General features: G+C 69.8%; 29 protein-coding genes. 14 read left to right on the plus strand and 15 right to left on the minus strand.

What is annotated here, in order from left to right; translation table 11 throughout:
• The first annotated feature begins 63 nt into the window (after positions 1-63).
• Complete coding sequence (locus tag ACZ63D_RS35900; protein ID WP_465358781.1) at positions 64-411, plus strand: oxidoreductase; 348 nt, start codon at positions 64-66, stop codon at positions 409-411.
• A gap of 391 nt (positions 412-802) precedes the next feature.
• Here ACZ63D_RS35900 and ACZ63D_RS35905 read toward each other — a convergent pair whose 3' ends face one another.
• Complete coding sequence (locus ACZ63D_RS35905; protein WP_465358782.1) at positions 803-1,786, minus strand: SMI1/KNR4 family protein; 984 nt, start codon at positions 1,784-1,786, stop codon at positions 803-805.
• A gap of 72 nt (positions 1,787-1,858) precedes the next feature.
• Positions 1,859-3,361 carry a leucyl aminopeptidase gene (locus ACZ63D_RS35910; RefSeq protein WP_465358783.1) on the minus strand — a complete coding sequence of 501 codons (1,503 nt, stop codon included), beginning with the start codon at positions 3,359-3,361 and terminating at the stop codon, positions 1,859-1,861.
• A 102-nt stretch (positions 3,362-3,463) separates the two neighbouring features.
• On the opposite strand from ACZ63D_RS35910, the gene ACZ63D_RS35915 reads away from it, so the two are divergent.
• Together ACZ63D_RS35915 and ACZ63D_RS35920 are read left to right on the plus strand one after the other, a co-directional pair.
• The gene (locus tag ACZ63D_RS35915) at positions 3,464-4,321 is read left to right on the plus strand and encodes a sulfatase (RefSeq protein ID WP_465358784.1); all 858 of its coding nucleotides are present in this window, start codon (positions 3,464-3,466) and stop codon (positions 4,319-4,321) included.
• Positions 4,314-4,940, plus strand: coding sequence for a ribonuclease FAU-1 family protein (locus ACZ63D_RS35920; RefSeq protein ID WP_465358785.1), 627 nt, complete (start codon positions 4,314-4,316; stop codon positions 4,938-4,940). Before ACZ63D_RS35915 ends, ACZ63D_RS35920 begins: the two co-directional genes overlap by 8 nt.
• A gap of 1 nt (position 4,941) precedes the next feature.
• On the opposite strand, the gene ACZ63D_RS35925 is transcribed toward ACZ63D_RS35920, so the two are convergent.
• Positions 4,942-5,244, minus strand: a complete 303-nt coding sequence (locus ACZ63D_RS35925; RefSeq protein WP_465358786.1) for a hypothetical protein — start codon at positions 5,242-5,244, stop codon at positions 4,942-4,944.
• 96 nt (positions 5,245-5,340) lie between these two features.
• Here ACZ63D_RS35925 and ACZ63D_RS35930 point away from each other — a divergent pair, with 96 nt between their 5' ends.
• The gene (locus ACZ63D_RS35930) at positions 5,341-6,444 is read left to right on the plus strand and encodes a branched-chain amino acid aminotransferase (RefSeq protein WP_465358787.1); all 1,104 of its coding nucleotides are present in this window, start codon (positions 5,341-5,343) and stop codon (positions 6,442-6,444) included.
• A 53-nt stretch (positions 6,445-6,497) separates the two neighbouring features.
• Here the strand turns inward: ACZ63D_RS35930 and cobT are convergent, their stop codons facing one another.
• Positions 6,498-7,568, minus strand: coding sequence for a nicotinate-nucleotide--dimethylbenzimidazole phosphoribosyltransferase (gene cobT / locus ACZ63D_RS35935; protein ID WP_465358788.1), 1,071 nt, complete (start codon positions 7,566-7,568; stop codon positions 6,498-6,500).
• A 79-nt stretch (positions 7,569-7,647) separates the two neighbouring features.
• Between cobT and ACZ63D_RS35940 the strand changes: the two genes are divergently transcribed.
• Positions 7,648-8,349, plus strand: coding sequence for an IspD/TarI family cytidylyltransferase (locus ACZ63D_RS35940; RefSeq protein WP_465358789.1), 702 nt, complete (start codon positions 7,648-7,650; stop codon positions 8,347-8,349).
• Positions 8,350-8,401: 52 nt separating this feature from the next.
• On the opposite strand, the gene ACZ63D_RS35945 is transcribed toward ACZ63D_RS35940, so the two are convergent.
• Together ACZ63D_RS35945 and ACZ63D_RS35950 are read right to left on the minus strand one after the other, a co-directional pair.
• Positions 8,402-9,391: an aldo/keto reductase family protein gene (locus ACZ63D_RS35945; protein WP_465358790.1), complete on the minus strand. Its 990-nt coding sequence runs from the start codon at positions 9,389-9,391 to the stop codon at positions 8,402-8,404.
• A gap of 54 nt (positions 9,392-9,445) precedes the next feature.
• A complete protein-coding gene (locus ACZ63D_RS35950) occupies positions 9,446-10,105 on the minus strand; it encodes a DUF3043 domain-containing protein (protein WP_465358791.1) in 660 nt (219 codons plus the stop codon).
• A 144-nt stretch (positions 10,106-10,249) separates the two neighbouring features.
• Here ACZ63D_RS35950 and ACZ63D_RS35955 point away from each other — a divergent pair, with 144 nt between their 5' ends.
• Positions 10,250-10,627: a HesB/IscA family protein gene (locus tag ACZ63D_RS35955; protein WP_465358792.1), complete on the plus strand. Its 378-nt coding sequence runs from the start codon at positions 10,250-10,252 to the stop codon at positions 10,625-10,627.
• A 64-nt stretch (positions 10,628-10,691) separates the two neighbouring features.
• On the opposite strand, the gene ACZ63D_RS35960 is transcribed toward ACZ63D_RS35955, so the two are convergent.
• Positions 10,692-10,880 carry a hypothetical protein gene (locus tag ACZ63D_RS35960; protein ID WP_465358793.1) on the minus strand — a complete coding sequence of 63 codons (189 nt, stop codon included), beginning with the start codon at positions 10,878-10,880 and terminating at the stop codon, positions 10,692-10,694.
• Between the two features lie 155 nt (positions 10,881-11,035).
• On the opposite strand from ACZ63D_RS35960, the gene ACZ63D_RS35965 reads away from it, so the two are divergent.
• Complete coding sequence (locus ACZ63D_RS35965) at positions 11,036-12,070, plus strand: carbohydrate kinase family protein (protein ID WP_465358794.1); 1,035 nt, start codon at positions 11,036-11,038, stop codon at positions 12,068-12,070.
• Between the two features lie 48 nt (positions 12,071-12,118).
• Here the strand turns inward: ACZ63D_RS35965 and asnB are convergent, their stop codons facing one another.
• Positions 12,119-14,053: an asparagine synthase (glutamine-hydrolyzing) gene (gene asnB / locus ACZ63D_RS35970; protein WP_465358795.1), complete on the minus strand. Its 1,935-nt coding sequence runs from the start codon at positions 14,051-14,053 to the stop codon at positions 12,119-12,121.
• A 212-nt stretch (positions 14,054-14,265) separates the two neighbouring features.
• Here asnB and ctaC point away from each other — a divergent pair, with 212 nt between their 5' ends.
• Together ctaC and ACZ63D_RS35980 are read left to right on the plus strand one after the other, a co-directional pair.
• A complete protein-coding gene (gene ctaC / locus ACZ63D_RS35975) occupies positions 14,266-15,213 on the plus strand; it encodes an aa3-type cytochrome oxidase subunit II (protein ID WP_465358796.1) in 948 nt (315 codons plus the stop codon).
• A 32-nt stretch (positions 15,214-15,245) separates the two neighbouring features.
• Positions 15,246-15,668 carry a cytochrome c oxidase subunit 4 gene (locus tag ACZ63D_RS35980; RefSeq protein WP_037809532.1) on the plus strand — a complete coding sequence of 141 codons (423 nt, stop codon included), beginning with the start codon at positions 15,246-15,248 and terminating at the stop codon, positions 15,666-15,668.
• Between the two features lie 11 nt (positions 15,669-15,679).
• On the opposite strand, the gene ACZ63D_RS35985 is transcribed toward ACZ63D_RS35980, so the two are convergent.
• Positions 15,680-16,588: a DMT family transporter gene (locus ACZ63D_RS35985; protein ID WP_465358797.1), complete on the minus strand. Its 909-nt coding sequence runs from the start codon at positions 16,586-16,588 to the stop codon at positions 15,680-15,682.
• Between the two features lie 83 nt (positions 16,589-16,671).
• Between ACZ63D_RS35985 and ACZ63D_RS35990 the strand changes: the two genes are divergently transcribed.
• Positions 16,672-17,637 carry a GlxA family transcriptional regulator gene (locus ACZ63D_RS35990; protein ID WP_465358798.1) on the plus strand — a complete coding sequence of 322 codons (966 nt, stop codon included), beginning with the start codon at positions 16,672-16,674 and terminating at the stop codon, positions 17,635-17,637.
• A gap of 63 nt (positions 17,638-17,700) precedes the next feature.
• Here ACZ63D_RS35990 and trpD read toward each other — a convergent pair whose 3' ends face one another.
• The 3 genes from trpD to ACZ63D_RS36005 all read right to left on the minus strand — a co-directional run bounded on the left by trpD (position 17,701) and on the right by ACZ63D_RS36005 (position 19,650).
• Positions 17,701-18,744 carry an anthranilate phosphoribosyltransferase gene (gene trpD / locus ACZ63D_RS35995; RefSeq protein ID WP_465358799.1) on the minus strand — a complete coding sequence of 348 codons (1,044 nt, stop codon included), beginning with the start codon at positions 18,742-18,744 and terminating at the stop codon, positions 17,701-17,703.
• A gap of 5 nt (positions 18,745-18,749) precedes the next feature.
• The gene (locus tag ACZ63D_RS36000) at positions 18,750-19,163 is read right to left on the minus strand and encodes a hypothetical protein (protein WP_009074814.1); all 414 of its coding nucleotides are present in this window, start codon (positions 19,161-19,163) and stop codon (positions 18,750-18,752) included.
• A 61-nt stretch (positions 19,164-19,224) separates the two neighbouring features.
• Positions 19,225-19,650 carry a hypothetical protein gene (locus ACZ63D_RS36005; RefSeq protein WP_465358800.1) on the minus strand — a complete coding sequence of 142 codons (426 nt, stop codon included), beginning with the start codon at positions 19,648-19,650 and terminating at the stop codon, positions 19,225-19,227.
• Positions 19,651-19,757: 107 nt separating this feature from the next.
• Here ACZ63D_RS36005 and ctaE point away from each other — a divergent pair, with 107 nt between their 5' ends.
• The 4 genes from ctaE to qcrB are packed head-to-tail and all read left to right on the plus strand — an operon-like array spanning position 19,758 to position 24,064.
• A complete protein-coding gene (gene ctaE, locus ACZ63D_RS36010) occupies positions 19,758-20,384 on the plus strand; it encodes an aa3-type cytochrome oxidase subunit III (protein ID WP_465358801.1) in 627 nt (208 codons plus the stop codon).
• Between the two features lie 55 nt (positions 20,385-20,439).
• Positions 20,440-21,258, plus strand: coding sequence for a cytochrome bc1 complex diheme cytochrome c subunit (gene qcrC, locus ACZ63D_RS36015; protein WP_465358802.1), 819 nt, complete (start codon positions 20,440-20,442; stop codon positions 21,256-21,258).
• The gene (gene qcrA / locus ACZ63D_RS36020; RefSeq protein WP_465358803.1) at positions 21,255-22,406 is read left to right on the plus strand and encodes a cytochrome bc1 complex Rieske iron-sulfur subunit; all 1,152 of its coding nucleotides are present in this window, start codon (positions 21,255-21,257) and stop codon (positions 22,404-22,406) included. The genes qcrC and qcrA overlap by 4 nt, the downstream gene beginning before the upstream one ends.
• Positions 22,403-24,064 carry a cytochrome bc1 complex cytochrome b subunit gene (qcrB, locus tag ACZ63D_RS36025; RefSeq protein WP_465358804.1) on the plus strand — a complete coding sequence of 554 codons (1,662 nt, stop codon included), beginning with the start codon at positions 22,403-22,405 and terminating at the stop codon, positions 24,062-24,064. Before qcrA ends, qcrB begins: the two co-directional genes overlap by 4 nt.
• A 63-nt stretch (positions 24,065-24,127) precedes the next feature.
• Here the strand turns inward: qcrB and ACZ63D_RS36030 are convergent, their stop codons facing one another.
• From ACZ63D_RS36030 to ACZ63D_RS36040, 3 genes are all read right to left on the minus strand, one after another.
• Positions 24,128-24,580, minus strand: a complete 453-nt coding sequence (locus ACZ63D_RS36030) for a GNAT family N-acetyltransferase (protein ID WP_465358805.1) — start codon at positions 24,578-24,580, stop codon at positions 24,128-24,130.
• 30 nt (positions 24,581-24,610) lie between these two features.
• Positions 24,611-24,877: a GNAT family N-acetyltransferase gene (locus tag ACZ63D_RS36035; RefSeq protein ID WP_465358806.1), complete on the minus strand. Its 267-nt coding sequence runs from the start codon at positions 24,875-24,877 to the stop codon at positions 24,611-24,613.
• A gap of 196 nt (positions 24,878-25,073) precedes the next feature.
• On the minus strand, positions 25,074-25,358 hold the full coding sequence (locus ACZ63D_RS36040; RefSeq protein WP_409182262.1) for an Lrp/AsnC family transcriptional regulator: 285 nt from the start codon (positions 25,356-25,358) through the stop codon (positions 25,074-25,076).
• Between the last annotated feature and the right edge of the window lie 59 nt (positions 25,359-25,417).

Below are 25,417 nucleotides of genomic sequence, written 5' to 3' on the forward strand. Positions count from 1 at the left end.
GCTGCGACACCGGCCACACGCGCCGCCGGGAATAATGAAGTCCGGACTCTCGCCGGAAGAAAGGTGGTCGAAGTGGGGATCTTCGACTCGTTGCGCCGCCGCGGCAGACGCGGCCCGGCCGCTGGAGCAGGCCGCTCCGGAGGCTCGGGCGACACCCGCTACCTGGAGGAATGGGCCGCCGCGCGGCACGGGGTGGAGGCGTTTGTCGAGCCGAAAACGACGGTGACTGATACCACTGTGGTGCTTGTCGCCCACGACGGCGAATGGACTCGCCGCCGGATCGGCAGTTTGGATGCTGCGCAGCGGTTTGGGCGTAAGCACACGATTCCGGTGTATGAGGTCGCGCGGGTTGGTTATCCGAAGCGGATGCGGGAGTACACCGAGCGGCGGAAGCGGCGGCCGGGTGGGTGAGGCGGGGGTTTTGTGGACTGCTCGTCGCCTGGGGGCGACATTGCGTGCGGGGGTTGGCGTGGGGCACCCCGAAGCCCGAGTGTGCTGACGGTTCGGGGGTGCTTGTCAAGGCGGGAAAGATGCCTTGACAAGCACCCCCGAACCGCAGAGAAGGCTTCGTATCGGGGTGCGGGGGTGGTGTGGGTGCCTCGATGAGTTGGGTGCGTGGGCTGCGGTTGGTGGGGTGGTGCGCGGGCTTGGGCGGTCGGCTGCGTTCGGTTCGCGGGCGGGGGTTTGCGCCCCAATGTGGCATTGGGTGCGCGCTGGAGGCGGTGTGGGGTGAGTCGTGAGGGGAACCCTGGGGGAATCAGCGTCTGTGAGGGTGGCCCTCACGGACGCCGCGGGTGGTGAGTCAGGTGCTCGCTTCCAGCAACCGGTGATGGTGTTCCAGCAGTGCGCGAAATGAGGCGTGTGCGGTGCTGCCGTAGGTGAGGTCCACTTCGATCGTTCGCCAGCTGTCGCCGGTGTGGGTGAGCAGGATTGTCGCGGGGTCGGAGACGATCACGACGGTTCCGTCGGCGCGCAAGTCGCGCGCGGGCAGCAAGCGCGGGAAGACCACGTCTGCGGGCAGTCCGTCGGCGATGGCCAGGAATTCCCGGTAATCGTCGGGCAGGCGGAAGCCGAGGCGGTGTTCGGCGGCGGCCAGGTCGGCGGCTTCGGCTGGGGCGGGGGCTCGCTGGCCGCGCAGTCGCAGGATCGCGGCGACCAGTTCCGGCAGGCTGGCAGGGCCGGTCGGATGGCGTTCGCGCAGTGCGGCGATCAGCGCGCCCGCGCACTGGTCCGGCCACTCCGTGCCGAGGCCGAGCGGGTCCGCGCCGTCGACCAGTCGCGCGGCTAGCGGGCGGGTCGCGGCGAGCGTCGCGACGTCCGGGTTCGGGTGGTTTTCCACGAGCGCGGCCCACGCGTCGAGGTCGGCGGCGGCCAGTGCGTCGCGTACTGGATCCGGTCGTTGCGGGGCGATCGCGGAGACCACGCCTGCCACTGGCGAACCGTCGAAGAGACCGTCCAAATCGGACGCTCGGCGGGTGAGAAAGGCTTGGTGGGAAAGCTCTTCCGCGTCGAGGTCCAGTGGGACCAGGGCGTCTGCCCACTGTGGACGGTCGCCGCGCGCCTCGAAGAGCATTGCCCAGGCGCGGGCGCGCACCGCGTCGTCGGCGAGTACGGACGCCGGGCGTCCGGTCACTGCGTGCCATTGCGTGACAAGGCGATCTGCGGCGTCGGCTGCGCCCGCAGTGGCGAGAAGGAGCGCGGCGTGGCCGATTCGGCGGTCTGCCGTGGCCTCGTCGCCGGTGAGCACGTCGCGGACGGCGGTTTCGAGGTAGTCGTCGCGCTGCATGAACGCGAGCGTGCCACACGACGGAGGCCCCGCACCGAGCGCGGTGCGGGGCCTCCGGTCAAAGCACGGGAATCAGCCTTGGTCGGCGATGTCCGCCAGCACCGCGGCGATGGTGCGGACCGGGACGCCGGTGCCGCCCTTGCCGGTGTAGCCCCACGGGCCGCTGGAGTTGAAGGCCGGGCCGGCGACGTCGAGGTGCACCCACGGCAGGTCCGCGGGCACGAACTCGCGCAGGAACACGCCCGCGACGAGCATGCCCGCCCAGCGCTGGCCGGTGACGTTCGCGATGTCGGCCAGCCGCGAGTCGAGGTCGCCGCGCAGCTCGTCCGGCAGCGGCATCGCCCAGCCGCCCTCGCCGGTGGCCTGCATGATGCCCGCGACGCGGTCGCGGAACTCGTCCGAGCCCATCACGCCGGAGATCCGGTTGCCCAGCGCGACCACCTGCGCGCCGGTCAGCGTCGCGGTCTCGATCAGGTAGTCCGGGTTCTCCTCGGCCGCGCGCACGATCGCGTCGGCCAGCACGAGGCGGCCTTCGGCGTCGGTGTTGAGCACCTCGACGGTCTTGCCGCCGTACATGGTCAGCACGTCGCCGGGACGGTAGGAGGTGCCCGAGGGCAGGTTCTCCGCCAGCGGGATGTGCGCGGTGACCTCGAGCGGGTACTTGAGCTTCGCGGCCAGCACGACCGACGCGAGCACGGCGGCCGCGCCCGACATGTCGGAGGTCATGTGGTCCATGTTCGCGGCGGGCTTGAGCGAGATGCCGCCCGAGTCGAAGGTGATGCCCTTGCCGACCAGCGCGACCTTCTTGCGCGCCTTCGCCGGCTTCCAGCTGACCCGCAGCAGGCGCGGCGGCCGCGACGAACCGCCGCCGACGCCGAGGATGCCGCCGAAGCCCTTGCGCTTGAGCGCCTTCTCGTCGAGCACCTCGAACTCGAGGCCGTTCTCGTCGGCGAGCTTCTTCGCGCGGTCGGCGAAGGACGCCGGGAACAGGTCGTTCGGCGGGGTGTTGATCAGGTCGCGGGCGATGATCACCGATTCGGCGATGAACCCGGCCGCCTTGAGCGTGGCCTTGTGCTCGCGCGCGGCGCCCTCGGCCGGGCTGACCAGGTCGGCCTTCGCCAGCGGGCCGTCGCCCTTCTCCGAGCGGTATTCGGTGAAGACGTACGCGCCCAGCGCGATGCCCTCGGTGGCGGCGTGCAGGTCGATCGCGGACAGCGTGACGAACGCCCGCTCGGTGCCGCTCAGCGCGCGGGCCGCGGCGCCGGCCGCGCGGCGCACCTGCTCCGGGGTGATCGCCCCGTCCTTCGGCTTGCCGAGGCCGACGGCCAGCACGACGCCCGCGGGCAGCTTGCCCAGCGTCGGCAGCTTGACGATTTCCTCGGCCTTGCCGGTCGCGCCGAGCGTGCCCAGCACCTCGGCGAGTTTGCCGTCGAACGCCGCGTCGGCGACCTCGGAGCCGGCGGCGAGCTCGAGGCCGTCCTCGCCCTGGAGGGTGCCGATCACGACGACGTCGGCGCGGGTCTTGCCCAATGCCGCATCCGTGTTCTCGGAGAGGGCAAGCTTCGGCACGGTCACTTCTGGCTCCTCGCGACGTCGCGGTGGCGCCGGGCGCTCTGCCCGGTCGATCGTGAGCCATGCTAATGACAAAGCCATCCGGATGGGGGAAGGGGGATCGCCGTGCGCCTCGCGGGAGCACTCCTGGTGACGCTGGCGGCGGGTGCCGCCGGGGCCGGATATTGGCTGCTCGCTGGGGTCGTGCTCGCCGCGCTGGCCGCGATCGGCGGTTCCCGGCTGCCCGCGCTCGGCGGCGATCCGGGTGGCCGGATCGTCGGCGGATTATCCCGGCTGGCGCAGGTCGTCGTGCTCGCGCAGGCGTTCGGCGCGTACGTGTTCCCGCTGCGGCCCGGGTATGCCGCGGCTGCGCTGGTCGTGTTCGTTGCCGCTGCGGACTTCGCCGGGCTTCGGCTGCCGAATCTGCTGGTCAAGTGGGTAGTCGGCATACTGCTGGCCGCCGCGGCGGTCCTGGTGGCTATATGTCTCGCGGTCGCTCCGGTGCCGCAGGCGGGCGGAATCGGGACGCCGAACGCGGCCGGGATCGTCGTCGCGGCGTTGTTCCTGCTGCCGTTCCTGATTCCGGAACCAGGGAAGCGGAGCACCGGACGCGCGATCGTGCTGAGTCTCGTCGCGGCCGCCGTCACGGCGGTGACGTTGCTGCAGCTGGGTCCGACCCGGCTCGGGTTGTCCGGGACCGCGATGCGGGAACTGCTCTCCGCCGCGGACGCCGGACAGCTGCAGCCGTTGCTCACGGTGATCGCAGTGCTGGCGACACTTCCCGCGGCATTCACGACTTTCGTCGGTGCGCGACAGCGGTTCGCGCCGTCCGGAGGGGCGCTGGTCCCGGTGGGTGCGCTGCTGGCCGCGGCCGCCGCGGCGTTCGTTCCGCTGTCGGCGGCGCTGCTCGCGGCCGGACTGGGCGCGGTCGTCGAACTGCTGCTGCGGGTGCGGGTTCGCCGCTACCGTGGCGGGCATGGCTGAGCACCGCTGGGCGCCGGGACAGACAGTCGTCGAACGTTTCGTCCGCCCGGACGGCAGCGTCGGCCAGCATCATCCGCTGCGCGTGATCTCCGACGACGGCGAGACGCTGCTCGGCTGGCTCCCGCTCGGCACACCGATCGTCGGCAGCAGGCTCGCGGACGGCCGGTCGCTGCGCGAAGCGCCGCTGGACCAACGGTTTCGCATCCCGCGCCGGATGGTGCCGGACGTCTGGCACGGCACCTCGACGCTGCGGCTGATTCCCGACCGAGCCTGGTCGTCGGTGTGGTGGTTTTTCGAAGCGGACGGGCGGTTCCGCGACTGGTACGTGAATCTCGAAGTGCCGCGCGGCCGCACCGGAACCGGCCCGGACCGGATCGACGGCATCCTCGACCTGGTCGTGACGCCGGGCGCGGGCTGGAAATGGAAGGACGAGGACGAAGCCGAGGCGGCGGTCGAGGCGGGTCGGCTCACCCCGGCCGAACTCGAAAAGCTGCGCGCCGAGGGCGAACGGCTGGGCGCGCTGGCCGAGCGGGGCGCGTTTCCGTTCGACGGCACGCACACGGACTTCCGCCCGGACCCGGACTGGCCCGCTCCGGAACTGCCCGCCGCTCTCTGCTGACCTACTGGGCCAGCAGCACCAGCGCGATGAACAGCACGATGTTGACGACGAGCAGGATCACCACCGATTTGGTCGGCAGGTTCTTGGCGATCACCTTGCCGTGCAAGTTCTTCCACCAGTAAATGCCGAATCCGGCGACGACCAGGCCGAGGAAGAAGCCGAACCCGCTCGACAGCAGGCCCCAGCCGACCATCCCGAGCAGCCCCGCGCCGAAGGTCAGCAGGGCGGCGGTGCCGAAGGTCTTGACGTCCGGCCCGGCTCCGGGCCCCGTCCGGCGTGCTGGTTGAGTGCTCACGCCGTCCATCGTAGTGGGGTGACGCTGCGAGCGCGGGGCAGTGCGGCGAGTAAAACCACAGGACTTCCGACTAACGTGCTTCCGACCAAGCGTTATTGTTTACCCATGACGACAGCGACGCAGTTCACTCACGTTCCCAACCCGAGCCCCGCGAGTGCTGAACGCGTCGCCGAGGTACTTGCCAAGCCGGGGTTCGGCACGCACTTCACCGACCATATGGTCACCATCCGCTACAGCGCCGAGAAGGGCTGGCACGACGCCAAGGTCGGGCCGTACGAACCGTTCACCCTCGACCCGGCCACGTCCGTGCTGCACTACGGGCAGGCCATTTTCGAGGGCCTCAAGGCCTACCGCCAGCCGGACGGCACGATCGCCGCGTTCCGGCCGGACGCCAACGCGCAGCGGTTCCGCGAATCCGCCGAGCGGCTGGCGATGCCGCAGCTGCCGGTGGAGACCTTCGTCGACTCGCTGCGCGAGCTGATCGCCGTGGACGAGCGCTGGGTGCCGACCCGCGAGGGCGATTCGCTGTACCTGCGCCCGTTCATGATCTCCACGTCGGCGGGCCTGGGCGTGAACAGCCCGGCCACTGAGTACGTCTACGCGGTGATCGCCTCGCCGGCCGGTTCGTATTTCAGCGGCGGCGTGAAGCCGGTCAGCGTGTGGCTGTCCACCGAGTACGTGCGCGCCGCCCCCGGCGGCACCGGCGCGGCGAAGTGCGCGGGCAACTACGCGGCGTCCTTCGTGGCGCAGGCTCAGGCCGTCGAGAAGGGCTGCGACCAGGTGGTGTGGCTGGACGCGGTCGAACACCGCTGGGTCGAGGAAATGGGCGGGATGAACCTGTTCTTCGTCTTCGGCTCGGGCGACGACGTCCGCGTGGTCACGCCGGAGCTGACCGGTTCGCTGCTGCCCGGCGTCACCCGGAAGTCGTTGCTGCAGCTGGCGAAGGACGCCGGGCACAAGGTCGAGGAACGCCGGATCTCCACCGACGAATGGGAGAAGGCGGCCGCCTCGGGCGAGCTGACCGAGGTGTTCGCGTGCGGCACGGCGGCCGTCATCACGCCGGTCGGCCACGTGAAGCACGGCGGCGGCGAGTTCTCGATCTCCGGCGGGCAGCCGGGCCCGGTCACCATGGCCCTGCGCGAGCAGCTCGTCGGCATCCAGGAAGGCGCCCGCCCGGCCCCCGAGGGCTGGATGACCCCGCTCACCTGACGTTCCAGCTGTCCGTGAGGGGAACCCTGACTCCGGGGTTCCCCTCACGGCTTTCAGGACGAGAGCGGGCCGGAGACGCCGGATTGCTCGTGCGTGGTCATTTCCGCGAGCACGCGGGTGGCCATCATCAGCAGCGGCAGCGCGGTGACCGCGCCGGTGCCTTCGCCGAGGCGGACGTCGAGGTCGAGCAGCGCGCCGAGGTCCAGATGCTCCAAGGCGAGCGCGTGCGCGGGTTCGCCGGTGAGCTGTCCGGACATCCACCAGCGGCGCGCGCCCGGCGCGAGTTCTTCGGCGACGAGCGCGGCGGAGCAGACCACCAGCCCGTCGAGCACCACCGGCGTGCGGCGAACTGCCGCCTGGGCAAGGAATCCCGTCATCGCGGCGATGTCGGCGCCCGAGGACGTCCGCAGCAGCGCGAGCGGGTCGGCCAGCACCGCGCGGGCCCGGCGCAGCGCGTCGCGGACCGCGGCGGCCTTGCGCATCCAGGTGTTGTCGTCGATGCCCGAACCGCGGCCGACCACGGCGACCGGCTCGCTGCCGGTCAGTGCCGCGACCAGCACCGACGCCGGGGTGCTGTTGCCGATCCCGAGATCGCCCGCGATCAGCAGGTCCGCGCCGCCGTCGACCTCGGCGTCGGCGATCTTCCGGCCCGCGGCGACCGCGGCCCGCACCTCCGAGTCGGTGAGCGCGTCCTCGACGTCGATCGAACCGGATCCGCGGCGCACCTTGAACTCGCCGATCGACCGCATCGCGGATTCCTCGGTGTCCACGGCCATGTCGACCACGCGCACGCCCGCGCCCGCCGCCGCGGCGAGCACGTTGATCGCCGCGCCGCCGGTCAGCATGGTCCCGACGAGCTGCGACGTCACTTCCCGCGGATACGCCGAAACGCCCTTCTTCGCGATGCCGTGATCGCCGGCGAACACGACGACGCGCGGACGGGTGAACGGCCGCGGCGGCGCCTGGCCCTGGCACGACGCGATCCAGACGCCCAGCTCTTCGAGCCTGCCGAGCGAGCCGGCGGGTTTGACGAGCTTGTCGTGGAGCGCGATCGCGCCCGACCGGGCCTGGTCGCTCGGCGGTTCGATCTCGCCGAACTCGATGCCCGTTTCGCCGGTGTCCACAGCCAGGTTTCCTTTCGCCGCTGGGCGTCCCGGCGCCCAACCTACCGCCGCCGGGCAGCGGCCCTTAGGGTCGGTCGGCGTGCGGGAATCGACGGCGGCCGGGGTTGTGCTGGCCAGTGGTGCGGGGACCCGGGTCGGGGCCGCGCTGAACAAGGTGTACCTGCCGGTCGCCGGCAGGCGCGTAGTGGCGTGGTCGCTGGACGCGTTCGCCGCCGCGCCCGGGATCGGCGTGCTGGTGCTGGTGATCCGGCCCGAGGACCGGCCGCTGGCCGAAGAGGTGCTAGCAGAGCTGTCGATTTCGGTGGAGATCGTCGCCGGCGGCCCGACGCGGCAGGCGTCCGAGCTGAACGCCCTGCGCCATCTCGCGTCGCGGATCGCCGACGGGACAGTGGATTCCGTGCTGCTGCACGACGGGGCCCGGCCGCTGGTGAAGCCGGAGCTGATCGCCGCGGTGCTGGAGCGGACCCGGGAAGACGGGGGAGCGGTGCCGGGCCTGGCCGCGGACGACGTGGTCTCGATGGCCGGGCCGGAGACGGTGGCCGGCCCGCTGCGCGGCGCGATCCGGGTGCAGACGCCGCAGGGCTTCCGGGCGCGGCCGTTGCTCGCGGCTTACGAACAGGCTGCCGCGGAAGAATTTCTCGGCACCGACACGGCTTCGTGCATGGAGCGGTTCTCCGCGCTGCCGGTGCGGTGGGTGCCCGGCAGCGCGGAGAACGTGAAAATCACCTATCCGCACGACCTCGCGGTGGCGGAACGGTTCTTGCTGCGGCCTTCGCCGTAGCCGCCGCAGTGTTCGCACGGACTTTCCGCCCGGGCGAACCCTGCCGCGGTGGTCAGGGGGAAACGGTGAGCGCCGGGTCGGTGACCACGACGTCGCCGAGCGCCTCGTCGATCGCGGTGAGCAGCTCCGGTTCGAGCTTCACGCCGGCCGCCTTGACGTTGTCGTAGACCTGCTCCGGCCGCGAGGCCCCGATGATCGCCGACGCGACGTTCGGGTTCTGCAGCACCCACGCGACGGCCAGCTGCGCCATCGTCAGCCCGGCGTCGGCCGCCAGCGGCTCCAGCTTCGCGACCGCGGTGAGGGTCTTCTCGTCGAGGAACCGCTTCACCATGTTCGCGCCGCCGTTCTCGTCAGTCGCGCGCGAACCGGCGGGCAGCGGCTGGCCCACCTTGTACTTGCCGGTCAGCACGCCCTGCGCCACCGGCGACCAGACGATCTGGCTCAGGCCCTCGCGCTCGGAAGCGGGCACGACCTGCGCTTCGATGACCCGCCACAGCATCGAGTACTGCGGCTGGTTCGACACGAACGGGATCTTGAGCTCACGGGCCAGCGCCGCGCCGCGGGCGATCTGCTCGGCGTTCCACTCCGAGACGCCGATGTAGAGCGCCTTGCCCTGGCGGACCAGGTCGGCGAACGCCTGCATCGTCTCTTCCAGCGGCACCGTGCGGTCGAAGCGGTGCGCCTGGTACAGGTCGACGTAGTCGGTGCCGAGCCGCTTGAGCGACGCGTTCGCCGACTCCATGATGTGCTTGCGCGAGAGGCCCTTGTCGTTCGGGCCCTTCGGACCGGTCGGCCAGAAGACCTTGGTGAAGATCTCCAGGCTTTCCCGGCGCTGCCCCTTGAGCCCGCGCCCGAGCACCGACTCCGCGGCGGTGTTGGCGTAGACGTCAGCCGTGTCGAAGGTCGTGATGCCCGCGTCGAGCGCCGCCTTGATGCAGGCCTGCGCCTGGTCCTCCTCGACCTGGGACCCGTGGGTCAGCCAGTTGCCGTAGGAGATCTCACTGATGTTGAGGCCGCTGCGGCCGAGACGTCGAAACTCCATGCCGACAGCGTAAACGTTTCGTTCGCGAGGCTAACGACCTGTGTGCCGCACGGCTCAGTCCGGGATCGGGTCGCCCGGCTTGAGCCGCGGCTTCGGGACCCGCAGCTTGCGGATCTGGCTCGCCCGGACGAAGGCGTACCAGCCGACGCCGCGCTTGGCCGTCGCCGGTTCCTTCGGGAAGCGCTCGCGGACCAGCTTCGAGATCTTGCGGCCGTTCACGACGCCCTCGATGGCCATGACCAGCAGCATCGCCATGCAGACCAGGGTGATGTACTGCTGCACCGCCGGCGCGGGGACCAGCAGCGCGAGGAACACCAGGATCGCGAGCGGCATGAACAGGCCGAGGATGTTGCGCCGCGAGTCGACCAGGTCGCGCACGTACGCCTTGACCGGGCCCTTGTCGCGCGGCGGCAGGTACTTGTCGTCGCCGGACATCATCCGCTCGCGGCGCTGCCGGGCGGCCTCCCGGCGCTCTTCCTTGCTGACCGGGTTGGCCTTGCGCAGTTCCTTGTTGCGCTTCATCGCCTCGCGCATCGAGGTGGGCGGCGGCGCGACCGGCCCGCGCTTGCGCCCCTCGGCCTCGCGCCGCTTCGGCGTCGCCTTGCCCTTGCCCGGCGTATAAGCCTTGCTCGCGACCGGGGATTCGACAGTGGCAGCCTCGGCCGCGGACTCGTCGGCGGCGGGGTCAGTGGTGCTTCGGCGCAGGAACCTCACCTCACCAGGGTATTGCAGGCGTCACGGCTTTGTTCACCAGGCCGTTCCATATGCGACGATGGAGGGGAACAGATCGGGCGAGTCGCGTGTTGTGCCTAGGACACGAGATGTACCCGCAGCGAGTTCGACCTAAGAGGGAGTGCCATGACGACCGCTGAGCAGACCGGTGCGGCCCCGGCCGAGACCGCCGAGGAGACCCACGGCGTGACCTTGACCGACGCCGCGGCCGCCAAGGCGAAGGCGCTGCTCGAACAGGAGGGCCGCGACGACATGCACCTGCGCATCGCCGTGCAGCCCGGCGGCTGTGCTGGCCTGCGCTACCAGCTGTTCTTCGACGAGCGCACGCTCGACGGCGACCTGTTCCGCGACTTCGACGGCCTTCGGGTCGCGGTCGACCGGATGAGCGCGCCGTACGTGTCCGAGGCCGTGATCGACTTCGTCGACACCATCGAGAAGCAGGGCTTCACGATCGACAACCCGAACGCCACGGGCTCCTGCGCCTGCGGCGACAGCTTCCACTGAGCCCAGAGCAGGCAAACGGGCCCCAGCGCGTGTGCGCCGGGGCCCGTTTGCCGTGTTCGCGGGCTTAAACGTAAGCGTCGAGGTCGGCGACCTGTGCGTGGCAGGCGTCGTCGACGGTCCACGGCCGCGCGACCCTCCTCGGCAGGGGCAGCCGGCCCTGGTCGGCGGGGCGCTCGGGCTGCAGCGCCGGCGGGAGGTCGGCGCAGTCGGCGATCAGGTCGCCGAGGGTTTCCGGTTCGGTCGCGAGGTTCACGAAAGCCACGCTATTCAGCCGAACTCGAACGGGATACGGGTACCGGCCGGTAGTGTCGGAACGTGGCGCGGAAACTACCCGGAAGGGTCATGGCCAGCGGGTAACTTGCGTCAGGGCGCGAAAACGACAGTTCATCCACCTCGTGAGGAGAACCGGTGGCAGACAAGCCCAGGATCGCCGTGTCCGGAAGCATCGCGACGGACCATCTGATGCACTTCCCCGGGAGGTTCGCCGAACAGCTCGTCGCCGAGCAGCTGCACCGGGTGTCGTTGAGCTTCCTCGCCGACGACCTCGTCGTGCGCCGCGGCGGCATCGGCGCGAACATCGCGTTCGGTCTCGGCGTGCTCGGCGTGCGGCCGGTGCTCGTCGGAGCCGTGGGCCAGGACTGGGCGGACTACCAGTCGTGGCTGCAGCGGCACGGTGTCGACACCTCGGGCGTGCTGGTGTCCGAGGTCGCGCACACCGCGCGCTTCGTGTGCACCACCGACGACGACATGTGCCAGATCGCGACGTTCTACGCCGGCGCGATGGCCGAATCCCGCAACATCGAGATGGGCCCGATCGCCGACCGCGTCGGCGGCCTCGGACTGGTGCTGATCAGCCCGGACGACCCGGAGGGAATGGTCCGGCACGCGCAGGAATGCCGTCAGCGCGGGTACACGTTCGCGGTCGATCCCTCGCAGCAGCTGGCCCGGATGGACGGGGCGCAGGTGCGGTCGTTCGTCGAGGGGGCGAAGTACCTGTTCAGCAACGACTACGAGTGGGAGTTGCTGCTGCAGAAGACCGGGTGGACCGAGGCGGACGTGCTGGAGCGCGTCGGGCTGCGGATCACCACGCTCGGGGAGAAGGGCGTGGAGATCGTCGGCCGCGACGGGACCGCGTTGCAGATCGGGGCGGTGCAGGAGCGGGGGAAGGCTGATCCGACCGGGGTCGGGGACGGGTTCCGGGCCGGGTTCCTGGCGGCGATCGACGGCGGGCTCAGCTTGGAGCGCGCGGCGCAGCTGGGGTGTTTGATCGCGGTTCTGGTGCTGGAGACCGTAGGAACGCAGGAGTGGCGGCTGGATCGCGCGGACGGGCTGGCGCGGCTGGGAGAGGCGTTCGGGCCGGAGGCCGCTGAGGAGATCTCGGCGGTTTTGCCTGGCGGCGACGTCGCGCCCCGCGTCGGCGGAGGACCTCGACGGCCGTTGTGACGTCGTGCGGGGAACTCTGAGGGAATCAGAGTTCCCCGCACGGACGGTTCAGAGTTTGACCGGGTAGACCGGTTCCGGGATTTCCGGCTTGATGCGGTGTTCCACGAAGATGCCGTGCCACAGCATGAAGACCAGCAGCGCCCACAGCTGGCGGCTGCGGTCCAGCTGGCCTTCCTTGTGCTCGTCGAGCAGGCGCAGGACGGCGTTCTTGTCCAGGAGCTCGTCGGTCTTCGAGTCGTTGATGATGCCGCGGGCCCAGTCGTACATCTCGTTGCGCAGCCACAGCCGGATCGGCACCGGGAAGCCCAGCTTCTTCCGGTTCAGGACGTGGCCGGGGATGATTTTCGCCAGCGCCTGGCGCAACGCGTACTTCGTGGTGCCGTGCGCGAGCTTCTGGTCCAGCGGGATCGAAGCGGCGACCTTGAACACCTCGGCGTCCAGGAACGGCACCCGCAGTTCCAGCGAGTTCGCCATGGTGACCTTGTCCGCCTTGACCAGGATGTCGCCGCGCAGCCAGGTGTAGAGGTCGACGTGCTGCATGCGGGCCACCGGGTCCCAGCCGCGGGACACGTCATACCAAGGGGCGGTGACGTCCTTGAAGCCGACGCCTTCCTGGTACGTCCGCAGCACGGCGCGCAGCTGCTCGTCGCGGAAGTTGCGGGCGTTGCCGTAGTAGCGGTCTTCCAGCGGAAGCGCGCCGCGGCGCAGCAGGTCCTTGCCCCGGGTGCCCTCGGGGATCTTCGTGGACACCTTGCCCAGCAGCTTGCGCACGCTGCCGGGGATCTTCTCGAACGGGGCCAGCGAAATCGGCTCGCCGTAGATCGTGTAGCCGCCGAACAGCTCGTCCGCGCCTTCGCCGGACAGCACCGCCTTCACGTGCTTGCGGGCTTCGCGGGCGATGAACCACAGCGGGACCAGCGCCGGGTCGGCGACCGGGTCGTCCAGGTACCAGACGATGAGCGGCAGCGCCTCCATCATCTCGTCCGCCGACACCGTGCGGACCACGTGCTTCACGCCGATCGCCGCGGCTGATTCCGCGGCGACGTCGACCTCGGAGTAGCCCTCGCGCTCGAAGCCGGTGGTGAAGGCGATGAGGTTCGGGTTGTGCTCCTTGGCGAGCGTCGCGGTCGCGGTGGAGTCGATGCCGCCGGAGAGGAACGCGCCGACCGTGACGTCCGGGTCGGAGATCATGTGCTTGCCGACCGAATCGCGCATCACGTCGGCGATGCGCTCGTACAGCGCTTCCGCCTCGGCCGGGCCGTTCACCGGCTTCGCGGCGAACTTCGGGTGGAAGTAGCGGGTGAACTCGGGCTTCCCGCCCGGCGAGAGCCGGAACGACGTGCCGGACTCGACGCGGCGGATCGCGGTGTGCAGCGACTCCGGCTCCGGCACGTACTGCAGGACCAGGTAGTGCTGGAGGGCCGTGCGGTCCAGCTCCTGCGCGACGCCGAGCGTGTCCGACAGCTCCAGCAGGCTCTTCTTCTCGCTGGAGAACGCGGTGCCCTTCGGGCCGGCGCTGTAGTAGAGCGGTTTGATGCCGAACGGGTCGCGCGCGCCGAAAACGACCTTTTCCGCGGAATCCCAGATCAGGAACGCGAACATGCCGCGCAGCTTTTCGACCGCTTTGTCCCCGAGATAGTGATAAGCCGCGACGATCGCCTCGCCGTCGCCCTCAGTGGCGAATTTCGCACCGAATTTTTCGGCCAGCTCGTCGCGCAGCTCGCGGTAGTTGTAGATCTCGCCGTTGAAGTTCAGCGTGTACCGGCCGGGAGCCTCCGGCGGACCCCACACCAGCGGCTGGTGCGCGTGGTCGACGTCGATGAAGGCGAGCCGGTTGAAGCCGTACACGACCTCGGCGTCGGCCCAGGTGTCCTGCTCGTCAGGGCCGCGGTGACGCTGGCAGCGCATCGCCGCGCCGACGCTGCCGCGGGCGTCCGCGGCGTCGTTTTCGGTCGCGCAGATCAGTCCAAGCAGGCCGCACACGTGTACTCACACACCTCAGGGTCGGGCCGGTCCGGGGAAGGGCCCAGTATGCCGGGGCGGGGCGCCTCGCCCGGAAAGCGGGTGACGCGTGGCGCAACTGGTTACCCCTTGGTCAGCGGGAGCGGCGAACTCGGCTAGGCTCCGCCTGTCACGAAGATCGGTCGAAGAAGGCCCGGTGTGAGAGGGCCTGTTGGGTGAAAGGGCAGGGCGCAGTGGGAAAACCAGAGCGCACCCCGGTGGGTAAGCGGGTCGGGCGGGTCGCCGCGCTGGCCGTGCTGGTGGCGCTGACCGCGACGGGCTGCTCGGGAGACGAGATCCTCCGCTTCGGCTGGCCGAAGGGCGTCACGCCGCAGGCCGACCAGATGCGCACCCTCTGGACGTGGACGGTCATCGCCGCGCTCGTCGTCGGCGCGATCGTGTGGGCCCTGATCTTCTGGACCGCGATCTTCCACCGCAAGAAGAAGGGCGCGGCCGCCGAGGGTCCCGAGGACCTGCCGCGCCAGTTCCAGTACAACATCCCGCTGGAGATCTTCACGGTCGTCCTGCCGACGATCATGGTCTGCGTGCTGTTCTTCTTCACCGCGACGACCGAGAGCAAGGTCCTCGACAAGAAGCCGAACCCGGACGTCGTCGTCGACGTGATCGCCTTCCAGTGGAACTGGGAGTTCAAGTACGAGGGCGACAACGCCAAGCGTCCGGACGGCACCCAGGTGAGCACCGTCGGTTCCTCCGGCGAGATCCCGCTGCTCGTGCTGCCGACGAACAAGACGATCGAGTACCGGCTCCGCTCGACGGACGTCATCCACTCGTTCTGGGTCCCGGAGTTCAACTTCAAGCGCGACGTCATGCCGGACCCGGAGAAGAACAACCAGGACAGCTCGTTCCAGAACTCGATCGACCGCGAGGGCTCGTTCGTCGGTCGCTGCGCCGAGCTGTGCGGGACGTACCATTCGGTGATGAACTTCGAGGTGCGGGCGCTGTCCCCGGACAAGTACGACCAGTACCTCAAGCTGCGCACGGAGACGAACCCGAAGACCGGCAAGCCGAACACCGCGTCCGAGGCGCTGGCTTCGATGAACTGCGGCGAGCTGTGCAGCCCGTACGCGGTGACCACGAAGCCGTTCAACACCGACCGCACCGCGCGCACCGCGTCCAACTGACGGCGAACCAGAAGGAGCAGGGGACCAATCCCATGAAGGTCGAAGCCCGGATTTTCTACATGGTGGCGGGGTTTGCCGTCCTCATGACCGCCGTCTACTGGGTCATGACCGCGCTCTTCACCACCGACCAGAAGGCTGAGCCGGTCGGCATCGTCGCGCTGTTCCTGACCGGCGGCCTCGCGTTCCTCGCCGGCAGCTACATGCAGTTCGTGTCCCGCCGGATCGAGGAGCGCCCGGAGGACCGCGAGGACGCCGAGATCAGCGACGGCGCCGGCGAGCTGGGCTTCTTCAGCCCGGGCAGCTACTGGCCGGTCGCGCTGGCCGCGGCGGCCGGGCTGGCCGGCCTCGCCCTCGCGTTCTTCCACATCTGGCTGCTCGTGATGGCGATCGTGGCTCTGCTGATCGCCGTCGGCGGGCTGGTGTTCGAGTACCACACCGGTCCCGAGCACGACTGAGCCTTTCCGCTTCACCGAGACGCCCGGCTGGGAACCCCTGGCCGGGCGTCTCGCGTATCGGCCTTGGTGCGCTGCGGGGCCAGCGCGGCGGCGAGCACCGCCAGCATTCCGAGGCCTTCGGGCCAGGTGAGCCGGTGGCCGAACGCCAGCATGTCCACCACGACCGCGACCACCGGGTACAGGTAGGACAGCAGCGCCACCGTCGTGGTCGGCAGCTTGCCGATGCTGGCGTACATCAGCACGTACATCACCGCCGTGTGCACAGTGCCCAGGAGCAGCAGCCACAGCAGTCCTGGAGCCGAGCTCGGCAGCGGCGTGAACATCAGCGCGGGTGCGAGCACGATCGCGCCGACCGTCAACTGGACGGCCGCGAGCAGATGCGGCCGGATGTGCTTGAGCTGCTTCGCGATGAAGGACGCGCCGGCGTAGAGCAAGGCCGCGCCGAGCGCGAGCGCGATCCCGGCAAGCCGTACGGGTTGTCCGTCATCTCCCTGTGCGGAAAGGGAAATCACCACCACTCCGGCGAACGCCACGCCCGCTCGCGCGAGGTGTGAGCGGCCGACCTTCTCGCCGAGGAACATCGCCGCCATTCCGACCAGGAGCAGCGGTTGCGTGTGGTAGACGACGGTGCTGACGCCGATGGACGACAGCGAGTAGGACGCGAACAGCAGCACCCAGTTGCCGACCAGCAGCAGACCGCCGGCGACGGCGAGCAGCAGGTCGCGACGGCTCGGCCGCCAGTCGCGGAACCAGCCGCGGGCGAGCGACCACACGACCAGCAGGACTCCGCCGACGAGGCAGCGGGCGAACGCGACCGCGGGGGCGGCCGCACCGCTTTCGAGCACGACCGCGCCGATCGTTCCGGACAGTGCCATCGCCGCGGACCACTGCAGGACCGGGCGGGATTCAGGGTTCGTCATGCGCCCCAGATTCGTCTTCGCGACGACGTTCAACCAGTGTCAGAGATGACAAGGACCGCAAAACTTGTGACATCCTGGGCAGCATGGACGTGGAACGGGTCGCCGTACTGCTCGCGGACCGGGTTTCGCCGTTCGAGCTGGGAGTCGCGTGCGAGGTGTTCGGCACCGACCGCAGTGCGGACGGCATGCCCGGCTGGGACTTCGGCGTGTGCTCGCCGGGCGGGGCGGAAGTGGCCAGCTGGTCCGGATTCGGCCTCGCCGGGCTGCGAGCCCTCGACTTCGCGGCGTCAGCGGATTTGGTGATTGTGCCGACACAAGCACCGCGGACCGCACCGCCGCCAGAGCCGTTGCTGGACGCGTTGCGCGCTGCTCGGGAACGAGGCGCGTGGGTGGCCGGATTCTGCGCGGGAGTGTTTTCCCTTGGCTACGCGGGACTTTTGGACGGCCGTCGTTGCACGGTGCACTGGATCTACGAACCGGAATTCCGCCGGTTGTTCCCCTCGGCGGAAGTGGACCCGCAGGCGCTCTACGCGGACGACGACGGCGTGTTCACCAGCGCTGGCACGGTGGCGGCGGTGGACCTGTGCCTGCACCTCGTGCGGCGGTTGCGCGGAGTCGCGGCGGCGACGGCGTTGGCGCGGCGGATGGTGGCCGCGCCGCATCGCGCCGGCGGGCAGGCGCAATTCGTCCAGGCACCCGTGCCAGCCACGGCCGCGCCGGACGACGCGGTGGTCGCGGAAGCGCTCGAATGGGTGGAACGGAGGCTGGATCAGCCGTTCACCGTCGCGGAGTTGGCTCGCCGCAGCGGGTTGGGGGAGCGGACGTTCCTGCGCCGGTTTTCCGCCGCCACCGGGACGACGCCGCACCGCTGGCTGACCGAACGTCGCCTCGACCGGGCCCAGGCGCTGCTGGAGGAAGGTTCGCTCTCGGTGGAGGACATCGCGGTGGCTTGCGGGTATGCCTCGGCGGCGGCGTTGCGGCACCAGTTTTCGCGGCTGCGCTCGACTACGCCCAGCGCTTACCGGACCGCCTTCCGCAGAAGTCCGTGAGGGGAACCCTGGGGGAATCGGAGTCCCTCAGGGTTCCCCTCACGGACGTTGGCTGCGCCGAGGTCAGCGGCTAGCAGAGGAGAACGCGATCCACCGGTCCAGCAGCGCCGCTGCCGCACCGCTGTCGATGGCCTGGCGTGCTCGGTCCAGCCCGGCGGCCAGATCGTCCTCGAGCGACTCGGAGAAGCCCGCGAAGGCGGCCAGCGCAGCGGCGGCGTTCAGCACCACCGCGTCGCGCACCGGGCCGGTCTTGCCGCTGACCAGTTCCCGGACGACCTCCGCGTTCGCCGCGGCGTCGCCGCCGCGCAGGTCCTCCGCCGTCGCGCGCGGGATGTCGAGCGCTTGCGGGTCGAGCGTGCGTTCGGTCACCGTGCCGCCGGAGACCACCAGGACCGACGTCGTCGTCGTGGTGGTGATCTCGTCCAGCCCGTCGTCGCCGCGCGCGACCAGCACCGACATCCCGCGCGTGGCGAAAATCTCCGCCAGGGCACGGGTTTTGTCGGCGTAGGCGCAGCCGATCAGCGCACTCTGCGGCTGCGCCGGGTTGGTGAGCGGGCCCAGCAGGTTGAACGTGGTCGGCACGCCCAGTTCGCGCCGCGGCGGGCCGGTGTGCCGGAACGCCGGGTGGAACGCGGGCGCGAAGCAGAACCCGATGCCGATCTCCTCGAGCGACGCGAGCACCGCCTCGGGCGGCAGATCGATCTTCACGCCGAGGGTCTCCAGCACGTCGGCCGCGCCGGACTTCGACGACGCGCTCCGGTTGCCGTGCTTGGCCACCGGCGCGCCCGCCGCCGCCGTGACGATGGTCGCCATCGTGGAGATGTTGACCGAGTTCGACCGGTCGCCGCCGGTGCCGACGATGTCCACCGCGGGACGGCTCAGCGTGATCCGCCGGGCGTGCGCGAGCATCGCGTCGGCCATGCCGGAGATCTCCGCGGGCGTTTCGCCCTTGGCGCGCAAAGCGACCGCGAAGCCGCCGATCTGCGCCTGCCCGGCACTGCCGGACATGATCTGGTCCATCGCCCACGCCGTGTCCTCCGCGGACAGGTCCTCGCCCGCGATGAGCCGGGTGAGCAGCGCGGGCCAGGTGTGCGGGGTGGCGCCCACCGGGCTCAGCCGCCGTTGACGGCGGGGACCCGCCCGGCGCGCAGCACGCCGGCGACGGTTTCCGCCGCGGTCAGCGGGTCGAGGGGGTGCACCAGCACGGCGTCGGCCAGCGCCCAGGTGGCGAGCCATCGGTCGTCGCGGCGGCGGACGGCCACCACGATCGGCGGGCAGTCGTCGATCTCGTGCTTGAGCTGGCGGGTCAGGCCGATGCCGCCGGTCGGCTGCGCCTCGCCGTCGAGGATCGCGAGGTCGACCGAGCCCGCGTCCATTTCGGCGAGCACGTCGGCGATGCCGGCCGCCTCGACCCACTCGACGCGGCCGAGGTCGGCCGCCGGGCGCCTGCCGACGGCGTTCATGATCGCCTCGCGGACCTCGGCCTTGTGGCTGAACACCAGGATCCGCTGGGACTGCTCGCTCATTGAGCACGCCTCCGTCTCGTCACGGGTGGAACAGCCGCGATCGTATCCGCCGAGACGCATCTCACGCGGACGCGGTGGGCGAGTCACCCGGTTGCCACGCCTCCCAGCCCGGAGCGTCGCCGCCGAGCCGCTGCGCCAGCCCGGCCATCCGCGACCGTTCCTGGGCGCAGTGCAGGGCGTCCAGCACCTGCACCCGCCGGGCGTGCGCCAGCACCCGGCCGCCCTCGCGGCTTCGCTCGCGCAGGTCGTAGCCGTCCTGCGCGAGAATCGCCGCCGCCTCTTCGATCCGGTCCGCCGGAAGGAGGAGGTGATGGACGAGCACCGCGGGCGCTTCGCTTGCCCAGCCGGGTGAATCGGCGAGCACTTTCGAGTCCGCGACTGCCGGATCGAACGCCGAGACGACGACCCGCAGCCCGGGCGCGTCCGGGTCGAGAACCGCTTTTTCCGGCCTTCTCACCAGGTCACGGAGCTTCTCCAGCCAACTCACGAGTAGCTCCCTCCGCCGCCGGCCCGCGTCTCGCGCGCGGGTGTGACGCGAAGCTCCCACGACCCGCCGCCGACCCGGCGGGCGGGGTGCCGTCGCGAGAGGACATAATGCGATCCGTGACAACGGCAGCTCCCACCATCAGCCAGCGGGTCCACTCGCTGAACCGGCCGAACATGGTCAGCGTCGGCACAGTCGTGTGGCTGTCCAGCGAACTGATGTTCTTCGCCGGATTGTTCGCCATGTTCTTCACCGTCAAGGCGCAGAACCCGGCCGGGGCGTCCTGGCCGCCGCCGCTGCACGGCGAGGAGTTCCACCTCAACGTCGCGTACGCGATCCCGTTCACGGTGATCCTCGTGCTGTCGTCGCTGACCTGCCAGTTCGGCGTGTTCGCCGCGGAGCGGGGCGACGTCTACGGCCTGCGCCGCTGGTACATCGTGACGCTGATCATGGGCGCGATCTTCGTGGCCGGGCAGGGGAACGAGTACCACAACCTGGTCGAAGAGGGCCTCACCATCCCGTCCGGCCCGTTCGGCACGGTGTTCTACCTCGCGACCGGTTTCCACGGCCTGCACGTGATCGGCGGGCTCATCGCCTTCGTGTTCCTGCTGATCCGCACCAAGCTCAGCAAGTTCACTCCGGCGCAGGCCACCTCGGCGATCGTCGTGTCGTACTACTGGCACTTCGTCGACATCGTGTGGGTCGGCCTCTTCGCGGTGATCTACATCCTTCCCTGATCTCCGCACCGCCCACCACAAAACGGCCTGAACTGACAGCAAGGGTTGCCGCAAGATGACCACCAGCACCAAATCCTCGGAGCGCCGGTTCCGCGCGCGCTCGAAGATGCGCAGGCGCCTCGCGGGCGTGCTCGCACTCGGCGTCGCCCTGGTGGGGGCCGGCGCCCTGTACGCCGTCTTCGCCCCGGAACCGCAGACCGCGCAGGCACAGGGCGACCCGGCGCTGCTGCGCCAGGGCGAGCAGGTCTACAACAACACCTGCATCGAATGCCACGGCGCGAACCTCGAGGGCGTCAAGGACCGCGGTCCGAGCCTCATCGGCATCGGCGACGCGGCCGTCTACTTCCAGACTTCCTCCGGCCGGATGCCCGCGGTGCGCCAGGAGGCGCAGGCCGCGCGGAAGCCGCCGAAGCTGACCCCGAGCGAGATCGACGCGGTCGGCGCCTACGTGCAGGCGCACGGCGGCGGCGCGCAGCGCCCGGAGGAGCGCGGCGAGGCGCTGCGCGGCAACGACCCGGCGCGCGGCGGCGAGCTGTTCCGCCTCAACTGCGCCTCGTGCCACAACTTCACCGGCCGCGGCGGTGCGCTGTCGGCGGGCAAGTACGCGCCGCCGCTCGACCCGGCCACCGAGGAGCAGATCTACGACGCGATGCTCACCGGGCCGCAGAACATGCCGAAATTCTCCGACCGGCAGCTCAGCCCGGAGGAGAAGAAGGACATCATCGCCTACGTCAAGTCGGTGTCCGACGGCAACAACGACCCGGGCGGCAACGGTCTCGGCGGGGTCGGCCCCGCCTCCGAAGGCGTCATCGCCTTCGTCGTCGGAATCGCCGCTCTCGTCGGCATTACGCTGTGGATTGGATCGAAGGCATGAGTGCCGAAGGGCCCAAGCCGCCCTCGGAGGCGGAGCTGGCTGAGATGGACCGCGACGAGCTGCTCAAGCTCGGCGGTCAGCTCGACGGCGTCGAAATCGTCGAGTACCCGGAGCCGTGGCCGGTCAAGGACACCCGCGCGGAGCGGCGCGCCCAGCGCCACGTCGCGTTCTGGTTCGCCCTGTCCGCGCTCGCCGGCCTGGCGTTCGTGGTCGTGATGGCCTGGCCGAAGTGGTGGGAGTACAAGGACCCGAGCGACCCGAGCGGGCACTCGACCTACAGCCTCTACACCCCGGCGCTCGGCGTCACGCTCGGCCTCGCCGTGCTGTCGCTCGGCATCGGCGTGATCCTCTACACCAAGAAGTTCGTGCCGCACGAGGTCGCGGTGCAGCAGCGCAGCGACGGCCCCTCGGCCGAGGTCGACCGGGCCACCATCCTGGCGCACCTGGCCGACGCCGGGACCCGCAACGGCATCGCCCGCCGGTCGCTGATCAAGCGCACCGCCGGCGCCGGCGCGGGAGCGCTCGGCCTCGCGGTGGCGGCGCTCCCGATCGCGTCCTTCATCAAGGACCCGTGGAAGGACACCGAGAACAAGGACGGCCTCTGGCACACCGGCTGGCTGCCGAACTTCCCGGGCGAGAAGGTCTACCTGCGCCGCAACACCGGCAACCTCGAAGAGGACGTCAAGAACGGCGTCGCACTGGTCAAGGCCGAGGACCTCGACGCGGGCGCGATGGAGACGGTCTTCCCCTACCGCGAGTCGGAGAAGGGCGACGAGAAGAAACTGGCCGCCGCCCTGATGCGGGTCGACAACCCGGTCATGCTCATCCGGCTGCGCCCGACCGACGCCGCGCGCGTGGTCAAGCGCAAGGGCCAGGAGGACTACAACTTCGGCGACTACTACGCGTACACGAAGATCTGCAGCCACGTCGGCTGCCCGACCTCCCTGTACGAGCAGCGCACGAACCGCATTCTCTGCCCGTGCCACCAGTCGCAGTTCGACGCCCTGCACTACGCGAAGCCGATCTTCGGCCCGGCGACCCGTCCCTTGGCCCAGCTTCCGATCACGGTTGACGAAGAGGGATACTTGATCGCGAAGGGCGACTTCAACGAGGCCATCGGACCGGCCTTCTGGGAGCGTAAGTCATGAGTTCACTCACCACGCCGACCAAGGGCACGAGCGCACTCCAGAAGCACCTGGGCGAGGCCGCGGACAACGCGGACCAGCGGTACAAGCTGGCCAAGGGCCTGCGGCACCAGATGAACAAGGTGTTCCCGACCCACTGGTCCTTCCTGCTGGGCGAGATCGCGCTGTACAGCTTCATCGTCATCCTGCTGTCCGGGGTGTACCTGACGCTGTTCTTCGACCCCTCCATGCAGGAGGTCACCTATCACGGCAGCTTCACGAACATGCAGGGCATGCAGATGTCCCAGGCGTTCAAGACGACGCTGGACATCTCGTTCGACGTGCGCGGCGGCCTGTTCGTGCGGCAGCTGCACCACTGGGCGGCGCTGATCTTCGTCGCGTCGATGATGGTGCACATGCTCCGGATCTTCTTCACCGGCGCGTTCCGCAAGCCGCGCGAAGCGAACTGGGTCATCGGCGGCCTGCTGCTGATCCTGGGCATGTTCGAGGGCTTCTTCGGCTACTCGCTCCCGGACGACCTGCTGTCCGGCACCGGTATCCGCGCCACCCTGTCCGGCATCGTGCTGTCGGTGCCGGTGGTCGGCACCTGGATCCACTGGGCGCTGTTCGGCGGGGAGTTCCCCGGCGACCAGATCATCCCGCGCCTCTACACGCTGCACATCCTGCTGGTCCCGGGAATCATGCTGGCGCTGATCGGCGCGCACCTCGCGCTGGTCTGGTACCAGAAGCACACCCAGTTCCCCGGTGTGCGGCGCAAGGAGACCAACGTCGTCGGCGTGCGGATCATGCCGTACTTCGCCCTCAAGGGCGGCGCGTTCTTCACCCTGGTCGTGGGCGTGCTGGCGCTGATGTCCGGCCTGTTCCAGATCAACCCGGTGTGGAACTTCGGGCCGTACAACCCGTCGATGGTGTCCGCGGGGTCCCAGCCGGACTTCTACATGGCCTGGGCAGACGGCATGCTCCGGATCTGGCCTGCCTGGGAGGTCTACCTCGGGAACTACACGATCCCGGCGGTGTTCTTCCCCGGCGCGATCGGCATGCCGATCCTGTTCGCGCTGCTGCTGACGTATCCGTTCCTGGAGCGCAAGCTGTCCAAGGACAACGCGCACCACAACCTGCTCCAGCGGCCGCGCGACGCACCGGTCCGCACCGCGCTGGGCATGATGGCGCTCGGGTTCTTCGCGGTGATCGAGCTGTCCGGCTTCAACGACATCATCGCCGACCAGTTCGACATCTCGCTGAACGCGACGACGTGGGCCGGGCGCATCGGCGTGCTGATCGTGCCGCCGCTGGCGTACTACTTCACCTACCGGATCTGCCTCGGCCTGCAGCGGTCCGACCGGGAGGTGCTGGAGCACGGCGTGGAGACCGGCATCATCAAGCGGCTGCCGCACGGCGAGTTCATCGAGATCCACCAGCCGCTGGCCGGCACGGACAGCCACGGCCACGCGATCCCGCTCGAGTACCAGGGCGCGGCCGTGCCGAAGAAGATGAACAAGCTCGGCACCGCGGGCACCGCCGTCCCGGGTTCGTTCTGGACGCCGGACCCGGCGGAAGAGACGAAGGCGCTCGAGCGCGCTCGCGGCAACGGCCACGGGGCCGGGCACGGGAAGCTCGAAGGTTCCGAGGAATCGACCACCGAGGTCGGGTCCGGGCACTGAGCCGCTAGTCCTGATATCGCCGGAAGGCCCCTTCCTCGTCGCGAGGGAGGGGCCTTCCGGCTGTTAGAGCTGGATGCGGGCGACGATTTCGTCGTCGTCCATTTCGCCGGTCGGCTGGAAGCCCAGTCGCTGGTAGAAGGGGCCGGGGCTGTGCTTGCCCGGCATCCAGCTGACCGTCACGGATTCGGCGTCGCGGCGGCGTGCTTCGGCCAGCACCGCTTCGACCGCGAACCGGCCGTAGCCTTTTTTCTGGTGCTTGGCGGCGATGTTCAGCCGCCAGAGGTAGCTGCGGTAGTAGGCGGTGGGGTTGTCCGGGTCCCAGGCGGCCATCACGAAGCCGACGAGTTTCTTCCCGGCGTAGATCAGCCTCGGCCAGGCGATGTCGTACTGGGCGTAGGCTTCGGCGAGCGAATAGGCGACCGGGGCTACGTAGTCCCGTTGGTGTTTCGCCACTTTCAGCTCGCAGGCGTCTTCCACATTGTCGACCGTGACTTCGACCAGTCGCAGGGTCGTCATGCGAAATACGGTAGCGCGGCCGGAGGGGTTTCAGAGCCGGATGCGGGCGACGACCTCGCCCTCGTGAATTTGGCCGGTGGGCTCGAATCCCCGCCGCGAGTAGAACGGTTCCGGAGTGTGCTCGCCGGGCACCCAGAGCACCGTCGCCGAGTCGGCGCCGCGACGGCGGGCTTCGGCCAGCACCGCTTCGACGGCGAACGTCCCGGAGCCCTTTTTCTGGTACTCGGCGGCGATGTTCAGCCGCCAGACGCCGCAGCGGAAGCAGTCGATGGGACAGTCCGGATCGAAGGCGGCCATGACGAAGCCGACGAGGTCGTCTCCGGCGTAGGCCAGCCTCGGCCAGGCAATGTCCGGCTGGGTGTAGGCCTCGGCCAGCGAGCGGGCGACTGCGGAGCCACCGCCGGATCGCAGGCCGAGGCCACGTTGTCGCTGGTGACCTCGACCAGCTGGAGCGTCGTCATGCCCCGACGCTAGCCCGGGGGCACGACAATTCTCAGGCCCCTTCGACGCCGATCTCGAACGCGGAGTCGGTGTCGGCGCGCGAGTAGGACCGGAACGCGATGTGGGTGACGGTGTCGAGCACGCCGCGGACCTTGCCGATCCGGCCCGGGATGAGGTCGGCGAGGTCTTCGTGGGCCTGCACGCGCACGGTGGCGATAAGGTCGACGTCCCCGGCGCACGAGTAGACCTCGGACACCTGGTCGAGGTCCGCGATCGTCTGCGCGGCCTGCGGGATTTCCTCGGCCTCTACGTTGATCAGCACGATCGCCGTGATCACAGGGTTCCTCCCACTTGCTGGCGGTGACTCGTCGAGCGCGATCGTAGCCGGGAACGCGC

This window comes from Amycolatopsis sp. NPDC104775 (assembly GCF_055583325.1).